General features: G+C 62.0%; 12 protein-coding genes and 1 pseudogene. 8 read left to right on the top strand and 5 right to left on the bottom strand.

Annotated features, from left to right (window positions below; all coding sequences use genetic code 11):
* Positions 1 to 17: 17 nt before the first annotated feature.
* Genes arsC through BMZ91_RS11350 form a run of 3 tightly spaced genes read right to left on the bottom strand, consistent with a single transcriptional unit; the run spans position 18 to position 1,749 of the window.
* Positions 18 to 359, bottom strand: coding sequence for an arsenate reductase (glutaredoxin) (gene arsC, locus BMZ91_RS11340; RefSeq protein WP_092838657.1), 342 nt, complete (start codon positions 357 to 359; stop codon positions 18 to 20).
* Positions 356 to 1,414 (bottom strand): quinone-dependent dihydroorotate dehydrogenase, encoded by a 1,059-nt coding sequence (locus BMZ91_RS11345; protein ID WP_092838660.1) that lies wholly within the window; start codon positions 1,412 to 1,414, stop codon positions 356 to 358. The genes arsC and BMZ91_RS11345 overlap by 4 nt, the downstream gene beginning before the upstream one ends.
* Positions 1,411 to 1,749 (bottom strand): DUF952 domain-containing protein, encoded by a 339-nt coding sequence (locus tag BMZ91_RS11350; RefSeq protein WP_092838733.1) that lies wholly within the window; start codon positions 1,747 to 1,749, stop codon positions 1,411 to 1,413. Before BMZ91_RS11350 ends, BMZ91_RS11345 begins: the two co-directional genes overlap by 4 nt.
* Before the next feature lie 108 nt (positions 1,750 to 1,857).
* Here BMZ91_RS11350 and BMZ91_RS11355 point away from each other — a divergent pair, with 108 nt between their 5' ends.
* The 7 genes from BMZ91_RS11355 to BMZ91_RS11385 all read left to right on the top strand — a co-directional run bounded on the left by BMZ91_RS11355 (position 1,858) and on the right by BMZ91_RS11385 (position 12,158).
* Positions 1,858 to 2,508 (top strand): (d)CMP kinase, encoded by a 651-nt coding sequence (locus tag BMZ91_RS11355; protein WP_092838663.1) that lies wholly within the window; start codon positions 1,858 to 1,860, stop codon positions 2,506 to 2,508.
* A 106-nt stretch (positions 2,509 to 2,614) separates the two neighbouring features.
* A complete protein-coding gene (locus tag BMZ91_RS11360) occupies positions 2,615 to 4,024 on the top strand; it encodes a KAP family P-loop NTPase fold protein (RefSeq protein WP_092838666.1) in 1,410 nt (469 codons plus the stop codon).
* 153 nt (positions 4,025 to 4,177) lie between these two features.
* Positions 4,178 to 5,914 carry a 30S ribosomal protein S1 gene (gene rpsA / locus BMZ91_RS11365; RefSeq protein ID WP_281243355.1) on the top strand — a complete coding sequence of 579 codons (1,737 nt, stop codon included), beginning with the start codon at positions 4,178 to 4,180 and terminating at the stop codon, positions 5,912 to 5,914.
* Between the two features lie 147 nt (positions 5,915 to 6,061).
* Entirely contained in the window at positions 6,062 to 8,128 is a 2,067-nt protein-coding gene (locus BMZ91_RS11370) for a hydantoinase/oxoprolinase family protein (RefSeq protein WP_092838672.1), read from the top strand.
* Positions 8,118 to 9,857: a hydantoinase B/oxoprolinase family protein gene (locus tag BMZ91_RS11375; RefSeq protein ID WP_092838675.1), complete on the top strand. Its 1,740-nt coding sequence runs from the start codon at positions 8,118 to 8,120 to the stop codon at positions 9,855 to 9,857. The genes BMZ91_RS11370 and BMZ91_RS11375 overlap by 11 nt, the downstream gene beginning before the upstream one ends.
* An 83-nt stretch (positions 9,858 to 9,940) precedes the next feature.
* The gene (locus BMZ91_RS11380; RefSeq protein WP_092838678.1) at positions 9,941 to 11,281 is read left to right on the top strand and encodes a UDP-glucose dehydrogenase family protein; all 1,341 of its coding nucleotides are present in this window, start codon (positions 9,941 to 9,943) and stop codon (positions 11,279 to 11,281) included.
* Positions 11,282 to 11,414: 133 nt separating this feature from the next.
* Positions 11,415 to 12,158 carry an SDR family NAD(P)-dependent oxidoreductase gene (locus tag BMZ91_RS11385; protein ID WP_092838681.1) on the top strand — a complete coding sequence of 248 codons (744 nt, stop codon included), beginning with the start codon at positions 11,415 to 11,417 and terminating at the stop codon, positions 12,156 to 12,158.
* Positions 12,159 to 12,199: 41 nt separating this feature from the next.
* Here the strand turns inward: BMZ91_RS11385 and BMZ91_RS11390 are convergent, their stop codons facing one another.
* Together BMZ91_RS11390 and BMZ91_RS11395 are read right to left on the bottom strand one after the other, a co-directional pair.
* A complete protein-coding gene (locus BMZ91_RS11390) occupies positions 12,200 to 12,583 on the bottom strand; it encodes a hypothetical protein (protein ID WP_092838684.1) in 384 nt (127 codons plus the stop codon).
* Between the two features lie 95 nt (positions 12,584 to 12,678).
* Complete coding sequence (locus BMZ91_RS11395; RefSeq protein WP_092838735.1) at positions 12,679 to 13,947, bottom strand: glycerate kinase type-2 family protein; 1,269 nt, start codon at positions 13,945 to 13,947, stop codon at positions 12,679 to 12,681.
* A gap of 412 nt (positions 13,948 to 14,359) precedes the next feature.
* Here BMZ91_RS11395 and BMZ91_RS21625 point away from each other — a divergent pair.
* Positions 14,360 to 14,621: pseudogene (locus BMZ91_RS21625) on the top strand (integrase); the annotation flags it as partial.

Consider the following 14,621-nt stretch of genomic DNA (forward strand, 5'->3'; position numbering starts at 1 on the left):
TGCCGCCGGTCTAGCCCTTAAAGCAGGTCAAGCACCTGTTCGGGCGGGCGCCCGATCACGGCGCGGGTCCCGGCGATGGCGATGGGCCGCTCGATCAGAATGGGGTTGTCGGCCATCGCCGCCAAAAGCGTGTCCTCGCTCGTGTCGCGGCCAAGGCCAAGCTCTTTAAAGCGCGCCTCACCGGGGCGCATCATGTCGATGACCTTGCCGCCCAGAAGGGCATGAACGCGCCGCAGCTCGGCCAGGTCAGGGGGATCGTCAAGATAGCGGCGCAGGGTGAGGGGCGCGCCCTTGTCCCGCAAAAGCGCGAGCGCGGCGCGCGATTTGGAACAGCGCGGATTGTGCCAGAGCGTGATCATAGCCAGTCTCCTCTTTTACTGCCGACGGCCTCGGCGACGTTGGCAAAACCGTCTTTGGCGAGCAGGGCATCGAGGCCCTGCGCAATCTCACCTGCCAGTGATATCCCCTGATACACCAGCGCTGAATAAAGCTGTACCGCGCTGGCCCCGGCGCAAATCTTGGCATAGGCCTGTTCTGCGCTCGCGATGCCGCCGACCCCGATCAGGGGCATGTCGCCGTCCGTCAATTGCGACAGGCGCGCCAGAACGCGGGTTGATTTTTCAAACAGCGGCTGGCCCGAGAGCCCGCCGGCCTGATCCTTCATCGCGCTGTTTAGTCCGTCGCGCGACAGGGTCGTGTTGGTGGCGATGATCCCGCTCAGGCCGGACGTGCGCGCCACATCGGCGATCTCGGACAGCTCTGTATCGCCCAGATCGGGCGCGATTTTAAGGAAGATCGGGATCGGAGTGGGAAGCCAGTCGCGCGCCTCCATCACCCCCTTGAGAAGCGCCGTGAGCGCCTCGGCGCCTTGCAGATCGCGCAGCCTTTCGGTGTTGGGACTTGAGACATTGACCGTGGCAAAATCCAGATGCGCGCCGCAATGAGCCAGCACGCGGGCGAAATCCTCGGCGCGATCATCGCTATCCTTGTTGGCGCCAAGATTGAGCCCGATCACGGCATCTTTTGGGCGCATGGCAAGGCGGGTGGCGGCGGCCTCCATCCCGAGGTTGTTAAAGCCGAAGCGGTTGATGACGGCACTGTCTTCGCTCAGGCGAAACAGACGCGGGCGCGGGTTGCCCGGCTGTGGCCGGGGGGTGACGGCGCCGACCTCGACAAACCCGAAACCCGCACGTGAGAGCGGGGTGAGGGCCTCGGCGTTCTTGTCAAACCCGGCTGCCAGACCAACCGGATTGGGCAGGGAAAGCCCCGCAACACTGGTCTTGAGGCGCGTGGTGCTGAATGGGCCGGGCCGGGGCGCCAGCCCGAGACGCAGTGCCTTGAGCGCAAGGCCATGGGCGGTCTCGGGGTCACACCGGTGCAGCGCCGCAAGACCGATCCGCTCCAGCGGTGTCATGCGAGACCCGCGGGAAACTGATGCACGCCGTCCACCAGCGGCAGGGGCTGGCCCCAGGCCACATCACTGAGCGCCAGAGTGCGGTAAAGATGCGGGAAAAGCGCCCCGCCGCGAGAGGCCTCCCACTTTAGGTCATCCCCAAGCCGGTCCACCTCGATCGCCACAAGCATCAACCCGTCCTCGCCCGCGAAGTGCTTGGCGGCGGTTTCAGGCGTCTGTTCAAGCGTCGAGAAATGCACAAAGCCATCGGCCAGATCCACCGGGGCGCCGCGGGTTTCGCCCTTGGCGCGCAACTCGGCCCATTCGGGGGCGCGGAAAATCTTGTAAATCTGCATGGCCGTGGTGATGCCTTGCCAATCCACCCGGGTCAAGCGGCAAGCGACGCTTGAGCCTTTGGCGGCAATCGGCTAGCTAGGGGACCCGGGAAGAATAGGATGGCGCCGATGGCCTTTACCATTGCGATTGACGGGCCTGCGGCAGCGGGCAAAGGCACGATTGGCCGGGCTGTGGCGGCGCATTTTGGCTTTGCCCACCTTGATACCGGACTTTTGTACCGCGCAACGGGGCGGCGGATGCTTCAGGGGCTCGATGCGGTCGAGGCCGCGCAAAGCCTTCGGGCGGCGGACCTTGAGGCCGACGATCTGCGCAGCTCCGAGGTTGGGCAGGCCGCCAGCCGCGTCGCCGCGATCCCCGAAGTGCGCGCCGCTCTGGTGGATTTTCAACGCGCCTTTGCGCGGCGTTCGGGCGGGGCGGTGCTTGACGGGCGCGATATCGGCACGGTCATCTGCCCCGATGCCGAGGTAAAGCTTTACGTGACCGCAGGCGATGACGAGCGCGCGCGCCGCCGCCACAAGGAGCTTTGTGAAAAGGGCCAGGACGTGACCCTGGAAGAGGTGCTTGACGATCTGCGCACCCGCGACGCTCGCGACAGCGCCCGCGCCACCGCGCCGTTGAAGCCCGCCAAAGACGCGCTTTTGCTGGATACCTCGGCGATGACGATTGAATCGGCGGTGCAGGCGGCAATTGATCTGGTGGCGCAAGGGCTTGCTGTGGCCGATCAGGCGCAAAATGGCGCAGGGGGCGGCCAAGCGTGAGAAAATACGCGCCTTTGGCTCAGCTCCATATTGTAGAATTTTCTTGCAGAGCAACTTGGCGCAGGCAATCATCTGACAATAATTTTTTTCCTATAGAGTTATTTAGATGAATGCAACTTTACCGCCGGACCCTTGGAATGAAGACCTTCCGGGGTACAAGGCAATCGGCGAGACGTTCGGCAACCTCATCGCGTCGATAGACGAGGCCAAAGTCATCTCGATTGAAGCGGGCTTTGGGCGCGGCAAGACTTTCTTCCGCAAGGCTTGGGCCGAGCATCTGCGCCAGATGGGCGAGATCGTTGTCGAGATTGATGCACAGCAATCCGACCACTCGGGCGATCCGGTTGTAAGTTTTGTCGGTGCTCTCATCAATATGTTGCCTATTGAGGACAAGACTGCACGGCAAGACGCCTTTGAACGCGGCAAAAAGATCGCGGGCCTCACCGCGCGCACCGTTACGCGCATGCTTGCGCGCAGTGCTGCGGACGAGGTGATTGATCTTGTCACGGACACTGCCGCGGATCAGGTGGAAGGCATTTCAGCGCTGGAGAACGTGGTAGAGGATGTTGGCAATGGCATGTCAAAGCTTGCCGGTGATCTGATTGCCGCACAGCTTGCCTCTGAACAGGTGCGTCAGAAAGAGCTTCCAGAGCAGCTTTCTGCCTTGCACGCCGCTTTGACCAAGGACAGCGACACCAAACGCATCGTGATCCTCATTGACGAATTGGATCGCTGTCACCCGGAATATGCAATTGCCTTGCTTGAGGCGATGAAATTGGTTTTTGATCATCCGGGCTTTGTATTCTGCCTCATGGTGAATGCGGATTACCTTGAAAACGTGGCCGCCAAAAGGTTCGGGTCATTTGTCGAGGGCGAGCGCTATCTCGACAAGTTTGTCGATATTCGCCTGCAATTGCCCCAGACGGATGAAACGCTAAAGGCGGCGACCCGGCACCTTGCGGAGCAATTGCCGTTGGAGATTCCCTATGGCGAGGATCAGGAATTTAGCGTGGCGCGGGCTGCTAAACTGGCCGGGGAATTGGCCCCGATCAGCAAGCTGTCGATGCGTCAGATAAAGCGGGTGTTGTTAAAGGTCGAACTGGCATTGCGATGTTATCGCAACGAACCTCTGGATTGCGCGCTTTTGGTTTTTCTGGCCTTCAAGGGTGCGTCTGGACTTGCGCCTGACGGCAGGGAATTGATTGCAGAAGGGTTTCTTCGGCGTGCGTGCCTGACGCCCAAGGTAGCAGAGCAATTCTCTGAGCCGCTCAACTATAGAAGTGGGCGTGAGGAGCAAAAGCGGGAGTATGAAGCAAAGGAGTTTATTCAAAAAAATTGCCAAGAGCTTCTTGGTTTACCTGAGGATAGATATAAGTCGCCGCATTTAGGAAATGGCCGAACCTATTTCGAGTGGGTTCCGGTCTGCGTTCATTTGGCAGAACACTATGTTCCGGGTCATCAGGCGATACTGGACGCCCTGCACCGGTTAGAGGTCACTGAGCCGCCCGCCGCTTAGACGCAGGAATGGCTTGAACATCGCTTGGGCAGGCGCTATAGACGCCTCGTCGAGAAGGTGGAAACCACCGCACCACATTGAGATTGAGCAGGGTCGGGACAACCGGCCCTCTTTGTTTTGCGTTCTGTCTTTGACCAATGAAACCCTCAAGACCTGCGGAGACAACCGCGTGGCCAGAAAAATTTTGTAAAGGAAACCAGAGACCACATGGCTCAGAACACATCTATGGAGGAATTCGAAGCCCTCCTGAACGAAAGCTTCGAAATGGACACACCCGACGAAGGGTCTGTTGTCAAAGGCAAGGTCATCGCAATCGAAGCAGGCCAAGCCATCATCGACGTAGGCTACAAGATGGAAGGTCGCGTCGATCTTAAAGAATTCGCAAATCCCGGTGAAGCCCCCGAAATCGCCGTTGGCGACGAGGTAGAAGTCTTCCTGCGCTCGGCCGAAAACTCGCGTGGCGAAGCCGTCATTTCGCGTGAAATGGCCCGCCGCGAAGAAGCCTGGGATCGTCTTGAAAAAGCCTATGCCGACGAAGAGCGCGTTGAAGGCGCGATCTTTGGCCGTGTCAAAGGTGGCTTTACTGTTGATCTGGGCGGCGCTGTTGCGTTCCTGCCCGGCTCTCAGGTTGATGTGCGCCCCGTGCGCGATGCCGGCCCGCTGATGGGTCTGAAACAGCCCTTCCAGATCCTGAAAATGGATCGTCGCCGTGGCAACATCGTTGTGTCGCGTCGCGCCATCCTCGAAGAAAGCCGTGCCGAACAGCGCGCCGAAGTCATTGGCAACCTGACCGAGGGTCAGAATGTCGAGGGCGTGGTCAAGAACATCACCGAATACGGTGCGTTCGTTGATCTGGGCGGTGTTGACGGGTTGCTGCACGTGACCGACATGGCATGGCGCCGTGTGAACCACCCCAGCGAGATCCTGGCGATTGGCGAAACCGTCAAGGTTCAGGTCATCAAGATCAACAAGGAAACCCACCGTATCAGCCTTGGTATGAAGCAGTTGCAGGAAGATCCGTGGGATCTGGTTGCTGCTAAGTATCCGCTGGAATCGGTACACACCGGCCGCGTGACCAACATCACCGATTACGGTGCATTTGTTGAGCTTGAGCCCGGCGTAGAAGGCCTTGTTCACGTTTCGGAAATGTCCTGGACCAAGAAGAACGTACATCCCGGCAAGATCGTTTCGACGAGCCAGGAAGTCGAAGTCATGGTTCTGGAAATCGACGGGGCCAAGCGCCGCGTCAGCCTTGGTCTCAAACAGACCATGCGCAACCCGTGGGAAGTGTTTGCAGAAACCCACCCCGAGGGCACCGAGGTCGAAGGCGAAGTCAAGAACATCACCGAATTCGGTCTGTTCATTGGCCTCGAAGGCGAAATCGACGGCATGGTTCACCTCAGCGACCTGAGCTGGGACGAGCGCGGCGAGGAAGCCATCCAGAACTATCGCAAAGGCGATATGGTTCAGGCGGTTGTCTCGGAAGTCGATATCGAGAAAGAGCGTATTTCGCTGTCGATCAAGGCGCTTGGCGGTGACAAATTCGCCGAGGCCGTTGGTGGCGTGAAGCGTGGCTCGATCATCACCGTTGCCGTGACCGCGATCGAAGATGGCGGGATCGAAGTGGAATATGAAGGCATGAAATCCTTCATCCGCCGCTCTGATCTGTCGCGTGACCGTGCCGAACAGCGCCCCGAGCGTTTCTCGGTCGGTGACAAGATCGACGCCCGCGTGACCAACGTCGATAGCAAGACCCGTCGTCTTGGCCTGTCGATCAAGGCGCGTGAGATTGCCGAAGAAAAAGAAGCCGTCGAACAGTATGGCTCGTCCGATTCGGGCGCCTCGCTGGGCGATATTCTTGGCGCGGCCCTGAAGGGCGACAAAGACTAAGGCCACCCGGCTTTAGGCAGAGATTGAACGGCCCCGCCTTGACTGGCGGGGCCGTTTTTCTTTGCGGACCCGCCCCATCGGCGCAAGCGCGTTGACTTTTGCCCAGCCCTCGCCAAGCTGGGGCAAAAGCGGGGCAAAGGCGGGCAGATGGACAAGCGGCAAACAGGGCAGGTGGCCGGAATAGACGTCGGCGGTACCTTCACGGATCTCGTGCAGCTTGATGCAAAGACCGGCAGCGTGCGCCTTGCCAAGGTGCCAAGCACCATCGACAATCAGGCCCATGGCGTGATCGAGGCGCTCGCCGCCGCCGAGTGTGATCTGGCGGCGCTTGACCTTATCGTGCATGGCACCACGACCACCACCAACGCCGTGCTCGAACGCAAGCTGAGTCGCACCGGGCTGATCACCACCGCCGGGTTCCGCGATGTGCTTGAGCTGGGCCGACGCACGCGGCCTCAGGCCTATGGCATGACGGGGCAATTCATCCCGATCATTCCGCGCGATCTGCGCCTCGAGGTGGCCGAGCGTGTCGATGCCAGCGGCGCGGTCGTGACCCAGCTGGACGAGGCGGCGGTTCTGGCCGCCGGGCAACAGTTGCTCGATCAGGGCTGTATCTCGGTGGTGGTGCATTTCCTGCACGCTTATGCCAACCCCGCTCACGAGCGTCGCGCCGCCGAGATTTTGGCCGGAATCTGGCCCAATGACCACATCACCATGGGCCATGCGATCCTGTCGGAAAGCCGCGAGTTCGAGCGCGGTGTGACGGCGGCGGTCAATGCCAGTGTGCAACCCATTCTGGCGCGCTATCTGACCCGGCTTACGGATGAGCTGGCGGCGGGGGGCTATACCCGTGATGTGTTGGTGATGAACGGCAATGGCGGCATGGTCTCGGCCCGCAGCGTTGCGCACGAGGCTGCCAAGACGGTCATGTCGGGGCCCGCGTCGGGCGTGATGGCGGCGGCCTATACCGGGCGGCTGGCGGGGATGGAGAACCTGATCACCTATGACATGGGCGGCACCTCGACCGATGTGGCATTGATCCGGGGGGCGGAACCGGCCGTGTCGGGCGAGATCGAGATCGAATATGCCATGCCGATCCATGTGCCGATGGTCGATGTGCGCACCGTGGGGGCCGGCGGTGGATCAATCGCGCGCGTGAATGCCGCCGGTCTGCTTGAGGTCGGCCCCGAAAGTGCCGGCGCCGAGCCCGGCCCGGTCTGTTACGGGCGCGGCGGCACAGAGCCGACGATTTCGGATGCCAACCTTATTCTCGGGCGGCTCAACCCGGCGCAGCTTGCCAAGACCGGGGCAATTGCAACGGATGCGGTGGCGCGGGTGTTTGCAACCCGGCTTGGTGCGCCTCTCGGGCTTGATGTGACCGCCGCAGCCGAGGCGGTGATCCGCATCGCCAACACCAAGATGGCCGGGGCCATTCGCATGGTGTCGCTGTCGCTTGGCGCCGACCCGCGTGATTTCGCGCTGTTTGCCTTTGGCGGGGCCGGGCCCTTGCATGCCGCCGCTCTGGCGCGTGAATTGGGCCTGCCGCGCGTACTTGTGCCTGCGCGCCCCGGCATCACCAATGCCATCGGCTGTGTCGTGGCCGACCTGCGCCATGATTTCGTGCGCACCCTGAACACACCGCTGGATGCCCTGCCCGAGGGGGCCTTGGCCGAGGTCTTTGCCGCGCAATCCGCCGAGGGCGACCGGCTGGTTGACCGCGAGACGATTGCGCTCAGCGGGCGGCGTTATCTCTATTCGGTGGATATGCAGTTCATCGGCCAGACCCATTTGCTCCGGGTTGATCTGCCGGGGCCAGAGGTGGACAAGGCCACGCTTCACGCGCTGTTCGAGACGGCCTATTTCAATCGTTTCCGGGTCAGGCTTGCCGATATCCGCGCCAATCTGGTCAATGCCAATTGCTCGGTGATCGGCGCGCGCGCGCCGCTTGATTTGTCGACGCTGATTGATCCCGAGGGCCGCCGCGCCACCGTGCAAGAGGCCGAAATCGGGCGGCGCCCTGTCTATTTTGGCGGGGACTGGCACGATGTGGCGATCTATTGGCGCGATTACCTGCCGCTGGCCTTCGAGATGACCGGCCCGGCGGTGATCGAGCAGATGGACACCACCACTCTGATCGAGCCGGGCGATCGCGCCACGGGCGATGCAAATGGCAATATCATCATGCATATCGGGGGGCAGTGTAATGACGCTTGATCCGATCACCCTGTCGGTCATTCAGGCCGGGTTGCAACAGGTCTGCGACGAGATGGACCTGGCGTTTTCTCGCGCCGCCTTTTCGCCGGTGATCGCCGAGGCGAATGACCGTTCTGACGGGATATATGACGCGGTTGACGGTGCCTTGATTGCCCAGGGGTTGGGCGGCTTGCCGGTCTTTGTCGGCACCATGCAATATTCGACCCGCACCCTGATCTCGATGATCAGGGAGGGCCGCGCCGGCACGCCGGAACCGGGCGATATCTATATCGTTAACGATCCTTACCTTGGCGGTACGCACCTCATGGATGTGCGCTTTGCGCGGCCCTATTACCGGGGTGGCGCGCTGTTTTGCTGGCTCAGCAACACCGGGCATTGGCCCGATACCGGGGGCGCTGTGCCGGGCGGATTTTCGGCCTCGGCCACCTCGGTCGAGCAAGAGGGTCTGCGCCTGCCGCCGGTCAAGCTGTTCAAGCGCGGGGTGATGGATACCGAGATCTACGCGATCATCTGCTCCAACATCCGCGTCGCAGATCAGCGGATTGGCGATGTCACGGCGCAGGCGGCGGCGCTTGACTTTGGTGCGGCGCGGCTTGATGCGCTGCTGGATCGCTATGGCGATGGCGTGGTGGCGGCGGCGATTGCCGAATTGCGCAGCCGCGCGGCGGCGCAAATGCGCAGTTTCATCGACGGCATCGGCCCCGGCCCGCACCGCGCAATTGCCTATGTCGACAGCGACGGCGTGGTCAACGAGCCGCTGGAAATCCGGCTCAGCGTGACCCGCGACGGCGAGGATTTGCTGTTTGACTTTACCGGCTCAAGCGCGCCTTGCCGGGGGCCGATGAATTCGGTGCGCGCCACGACGCTAAGCTCGGTTTATCTCGCGATGCGCCATATCTTTCCCGAGGTGCCGATAAGCGCCGGCGCGTTCGAGCCGCTCTGCGTGACCGGGATTGAGGGCACGTTTCTGGATGCGCAGTATCCGCGCCCGGTCTCTGGCTGTGCCGCCGAGGTCAGCCAGCGGATCGCCGAGGCGGTCTTTGCCGCGCTTGTGGCGGCCTTGCCGGATCGGGTAACCGCCGCGCCCGCCGGGACAAGCGGCAATTTCGCGCTTGGCGGGCATGACCCCGAAAAGCGCCGCGATTTCGTGATGTATCAGCTGTCTGGCGGCGGCTATGGCGGCTCTGCCATGGGCGATGGTCTTAGCAATGGCTGCTCGACCATCGGGATATCCAAGGCGCCACCGGTCGAGATCATGGAGCAGGCCTATCCGGTGCTTTATCACCATTATGGTCTGCGCGAAGGCTCTGGCGGGGCGGGGGAATATCGCGGCGGTTTCGGGCTTGATTACGAGGTCGAGTTGCGGCGCGGCCAGGCGCAGGCGAGTTTCGTGATGGATCATGGCCGCTTTGGCCCGCAAGGCGCGCTTGGCGGGGCGGACGGCGCGCCAAACGAGGTGACGGTCTGGCGCGGCGGGCTGCCTTATACGCCGCCGCATCTGTCAAAAGAGCAGGATATCCCGCTTGGCCCCGGCGACCGCGTGCATGTGCGCACGCCGGGCGGAGGCGGCTATGGCGACCCGTTTGCACGCGACCCAGAGGCAGTGGCCGAGGACGTGCGTCTTGGGCGCTACTCTATTGATCAGGCGCATGCGCTTTTCGGGGTCGTTCTGGTGCATGGCGCGGTGGACGGGGCGGCGACCCATATCGCCCGCGGGGCGGCACGCTAGACCCGCCTTTGGGCATCGTTGACACTCTTGCCTGTGGACCGCATTACAGGCCAAGGTCTTGGTGACAGTCAGGGGTATTGAAGATGAAAATTGCAATGATCGGCACCGGCTATGTCGGGCTTGTGTCCGGGGTTTGTTTCTCGGATTTCGGACATGACGTGGTCTGCGTTGACAAGAACCCTGACAAGATCGCCACGCTGGAGAGCGGCGAGGTGCCGATTTTCGAGCCGGGGCTTGAGACGCTGATGGCCAAGAATGTCGAGGCCGGACGCCTGACCTTTACCACCGATCTTGTGGCGGCTGTTGACGGGGCCGAGGCGGTTTTTATCGCCGTCGGCACACCGACACGGCGCGGGGACGGGCATGCCGATCTGACCTATGTGATGGCAGCGGCCGAAGAGATTGCCCTTGCGGCCAGGGAATATGTGGTGATCGTCACCAAATCCACCGTGCCCGTCGGCACCAATCGCCAGGTCAAGCAGGTGGTCAAAAAGGCCCGCCCGGACCTTGAGTTTGACGTGGCCAGCAACCCCGAGTTTCTGCGCGAAGGGGCGGCGATCGACGATTTCATGAAGCCCGATCGCGTGGTCGTCGGGGTTCAGACGGATCGCGCCGCAGAGGTGATGGCCGATATCTATCGCCCGTTGTACCTGCGCGATTTTCCGATCCTGACCACCGATCTGGAAAGCGCCGAGATGATCAAATATGCCGCCAACGCCTTTCTGGCGGTCAAGATCACCTTTATCAACGAAATTGCGGCGCTATGCGAACGCACCGGCGCGGATGTGAAACAGGTCAGCCATGGCATCGGGCTTGATGGCCGCATCGGCAATAAGTTCCTGCATGCCGGCCCCGGCTATGGCGGTTCGTGCTTTCCCAAGGATACCAAGGCTCTGGCCCGGATCGGACAGGAACACGGGCTACCGATGCAGATCACCGAGACGGTGATCAAGGTCAACGAAGAGGTCAAGCGCCGGATGATCGACAAGCTTCTCGATCTCTGCGGCGGAAGCTTTAACGGCAAGATCATCGGCGTGCTTGGTGTGACCTTCAAGCCCAATACCGATGACATGCGCGACGCGCCCAGCCTGACAATCATTCCCGCGATGGTGGGTGGTGGCGCCAAGGTGCGGGTGGCCGACCCGCAGGGCAAGCGCGAAGGCGAGGCGCTTTTGCCCGGCGTGGTCTGGCAGGAAGACCCCTATAAATGCGTCCATAACGCCGATCTTCTGGTGATCCTGACCGAGTGGAACGAATTTCGCGCGCTCGACCTCAAACGTATCGCGCGCAAGATGAACACCCCGCGCATGGCCGACCTGCGCAATATCTATTCGGTCCAGGATGCCAGACGCGCCGGGTTCGAGGCCTATGAAAGCATCGGTCGGGCAGGGTTTGAGCGTAACTCAGACCAGAGCGACGGCTGACTCCGTTTCGGACTGATCCGGCGCCCTTTCGCGCCAGCCTGTCAGACTTCGCGCATCCGTGAAAGCCTTATGGTCAAGACCTGCCGATCCGGCGTAAACTCCTGGCGAACTATAGTCACCAGAAAGGCCAGAAATGAAAACCGCCATCGTTACCGGGGCCGCCCGCGGAATCGGCCTTGCCACCACCAAGCAGTTTCTCGACCAGGGCTGGCGCGTCGTCATGGTCGACCGGGACGAACCCGCACTTGAACAGGCCGCACCTGGGCTTGTGGGCGTTGATGCGGTGGTTTGTGACGTATCAAAGCCCGATCAGGTGGCGCAGTTGGCGGCGCATGTCACGGCCACAAGCGAGAGTGTCGATGCCCTGGTCAACAATGCCGGCGTGGCCGATTTCGGCCCGATTGCCGAAACCGATTTTGCCCGCTGGCGCACGGTGATGGAGACCAACCTTGATGGTGTGTTTCTGACAAGTCAGGCCCTGCGCGAGGCGCTTTGCGCGGCGCGCGGTGCGATTGTGAACATCGCCTCGATCTCGGGCTTGCGGGCCTCGACCCTGCGGGTGGCCTATGGCACCTCGAAGGCGGCGGTGAAACACCTGACCCAACAGCAAGCGGCAGAGCTTGGCGAGTTTGGCGTGCGCGCCAATTGCGTCTGTCCGGGGCCAGTGGCGACCAAGCTTGCCATGGCGGTGCACAGCCCCGCGATCATTGCGGCCTATCACGATGCGATCCCGTTGAACCGCTATGGCACCGAGGATGAAATCGCCTCGATGATCACCTTCCTCTGTTCAGAAAACGCCAGCTATGTCACCGGCCAGATCATTGCCGTCGATGGTGGATTCGAGTCGACCGGTATCGGCCTGCCCGATCTGCGCTAGGGGCGGCTCATCACGCCTGACAGCGCGCCTCGCGGCGGTGTCTACCCGTCAATCTGTTTGCCCTGCACGACCTTGAAGGGCTCAAGCCGATCGCCGTTGACCCAAGCATATCCCCCCTCCTCGGTGCGCACCAGAAGGTAGGGCGTCCAGCCGGTGCTGCGCCACCAGCTTTCGTAGTCATTGGTGTCGGGGTTCACCCGCCAGCGCCCATCATCGGCACGCCCGCCTTCGGGTGCGTAAATGGTTGTGCCATTGGCATCGAAATACTGGCGATAGCGGGTGCCGGACCAGGTGCCGATAATCGTGTTACCGGTCAGCAGGGCAGAAATTTCCTCTGCTGTGATAGCCATGGGGGCCGCCGCCAAAGGCAGGCAAGGCCCCAGCGTGCTGGCCAGAACAGCGGCGATGAAACATCTTCGGCGCATGGGTGATCCTCTTTCTTAGACAAGCTCCAGTGTTGCAAATCCCGAATGAAGACGCGACTCAATTTTTACGCGAGCGCAGCTGCTGCACCCCGACGTCAGACCGGCTCTATGAGAATGGCGCGGAAATCGTTGACATTGGTCAGGGTCGGGCCGGTCACCACCTGATCGCCGATCGCGCCGAAAAACCCATGCGCATCATTGCGATCAAGCGCGCGGTGCGGATCGCGCCCTGCCGCCTGTGCCTTGGCCAATGTTTCCGGCCCGATCACCGCCCCGGCCACCTCTGCGGCGCCATCAACGCCGTCTGTGTCACAGGCAATCGCGTGAATGCCCGCCGCGCCGTCAAGCGCCAGGGCGAGGGCAAGCGCATATTCCGCATTCGGCCCGCCAACCCCGTCGCCGCGCCGCGTGACGGTCAGTTCTCCACCCGAGAGCAAGAGCGCAGGCGCCGCCCCTGCCGCAAGATCAGCCTGTATCGCAAGCGCCTCATTGGCATGGGCGCGGGCCACCTCGCGGGCCTCGCCCTCAAGCGCGTCGCCAAGGATCTGCGGCGCGATCCCCTGCGCGCGGGCCAGATCGGCAGCGGCTGCAAGCGATTGCGAGGGGGCCGCGTATATCACGTTCTCAACCCGGCTCAGACGGATATCATCCGGCGCTATCACCCCGCTTTGGTTGTTCAGTGCCGCCATCGCCGCGTCCGGCACCTCGATCCCGAACCGCTCAAGAATGGCGCGGGCCTCGGCGGGGGTGCTGGCCTCGCCCACGGTCGGGCCCGATCCGATCTGGCCGGGGTCATCGCCCGGCACATCCGAGATCATCAACGCCAGCAGCCGCGCAGGATAGGCCGCCGCGGCCAGCTGCCCGCCCTTCACCCGGCTCAGATGCTTGCGCACCACGTTCATCTGGCCAATCGGGGCCCCCGAGGCCAGAAGCGCGGCGTTGACCGCCTGCTTTTGCGGCAATGTCATGTCACCCGCAGGCTGCACCAAAAGCGCCGAGGCCCCGCCCGAGATCAGCGCAAGCACCATGTCGCCCTCGCCAAGCCCCGCCACCAGATCAAGCATCCGCGCGGTCGCGGCAAGCCCGGCCTCGTCCGGCACCGGATGCGCGGCCTCGACAATCTCGATGCCCTGACAGGGGCGGCCATAACCATAGCGCGTGATCACCAGGCCCTCGCAGGGGCCATAGACCGCCTCGACCGCTTCGGCCATGCGCGCACTTGCCTTGCCCGCGCCGACAACAACCAACCGGCCTTGCGCGCGCGCGGGCAGGGCGTGATGCAGGCTTTGCATCGGATCGGCCACCGCAACGGCCCGGTCAAACAGGTCGCGCAAAACGGTCGGCGGGTCGATGGGGGTGTTCATCGTCTTGTCCTCACAGGCATCCATTCAGCGGCACCCTAGCGGCCTTGGGTCATGGGCAAAAGACCCCGCTCAGCCTCTGGCCCATTTTCATCTTTCCAGAAATACTCCCCTCGGAAGGGGTATCCTCCTTGTGTCATGCGGTCTCAAGACGTCTCAACCCGCTTTAAAGTTCTTTAAAGGTCAGTGGTTTAAGGTGTCACTGTGTTCCGGGAAATTTCGGGCAGTGTCAATTGAGATCGTAGATAACAAAGGAGATGTATCAATGGCAAAATCAAATGCATTCACGGTCGCACAACTGAAATCACTACCAATGGGAAAACATTGCGATGGACAGGGTCTATGGCTTCACAAGCGCGCGGATGGCGGCGGCTAATGGATATTTCGCTTTCAACTGTAGGGCCGTCAACGGGAAATGGGGCTTGGGTCGTTCAAGCGGGTCGGCCTGGCCGAGGCCTGCAAGAAGGCTGACTGGGCCCGTCAGCAGGTGCAGACGGAGATCCATCCGGTCAAACAGCGGCGCCTGCAGAGACAGCAGTCCAACTCCAGGGATGGTCGCCTGGAGAACCTCGCATGGGAGGCGTACGAAATTCATAAGGCAAGCCTGAAGCATGGCGGCGCGGACGGGCTATGGGTCAGCCCGCTGCGCCTGCACCTCCTACCCAAGCTGGGCAAGA

The sequence above is a fragment of the Roseovarius lutimaris genome, assembly GCF_900115165.1.
Lineage (GTDB): Bacteria > Pseudomonadota > Alphaproteobacteria > Rhodobacterales > Rhodobacteraceae > Roseovarius > Roseovarius lutimaris.

Bases quoted from the DNA above. Each gene is read 5' to 3' on its own strand.
- arsC (WP_092838657.1), bottom strand. From the start codon at position 359: ATGATCACGCTCTGGCACAATCCGCGCTGTTCCAAATCGCGCGCCGCG.
- BMZ91_RS11395 (WP_092838735.1), bottom strand. From the start codon at position 13,947: ATGAACACCCCCATCGACCCGCCGACCGTTTTGCGCGACCTGTTTGAC.
- BMZ91_RS11350 (WP_092838733.1), bottom strand. From the start codon at position 1,749: ATGCAGATTTACAAGATTTTCCGCGCCCCCGAATGGGCCGAGTTGCGC.
- BMZ91_RS11345 (WP_092838660.1), bottom strand. From the start codon at position 1,414: ATGACACCGCTGGAGCGGATCGGTCTTGCGGCGCTGCACCGGTGTGAC.
- BMZ91_RS11370 (WP_092838672.1), top strand. From the start codon at position 6,062: ATGGACAAGCGGCAAACAGGGCAGGTGGCCGGAATAGACGTCGGCGGT.
- BMZ91_RS11385 (WP_092838681.1), top strand. From the start codon at position 11,415: ATGAAAACCGCCATCGTTACCGGGGCCGCCCGCGGAATCGGCCTTGCC.
- BMZ91_RS11390 (WP_092838684.1), bottom strand. From the start codon at position 12,583: ATGCGCCGAAGATGTTTCATCGCCGCTGTTCTGGCCAGCACGCTGGGG.
- BMZ91_RS11380 (WP_092838678.1), top strand. From the start codon at position 9,941: ATGAAAATTGCAATGATCGGCACCGGCTATGTCGGGCTTGTGTCCGGG.
- BMZ91_RS11355 (WP_092838663.1), top strand. From the start codon at position 1,858: ATGGCCTTTACCATTGCGATTGACGGGCCTGCGGCAGCGGGCAAAGGC.
- BMZ91_RS11360 (WP_092838666.1), top strand. From the start codon at position 2,615: ATGAATGCAACTTTACCGCCGGACCCTTGGAATGAAGACCTTCCGGGG.
- BMZ91_RS11375 (WP_092838675.1), top strand. From the start codon at position 8,118: ATGACGCTTGATCCGATCACCCTGTCGGTCATTCAGGCCGGGTTGCAA.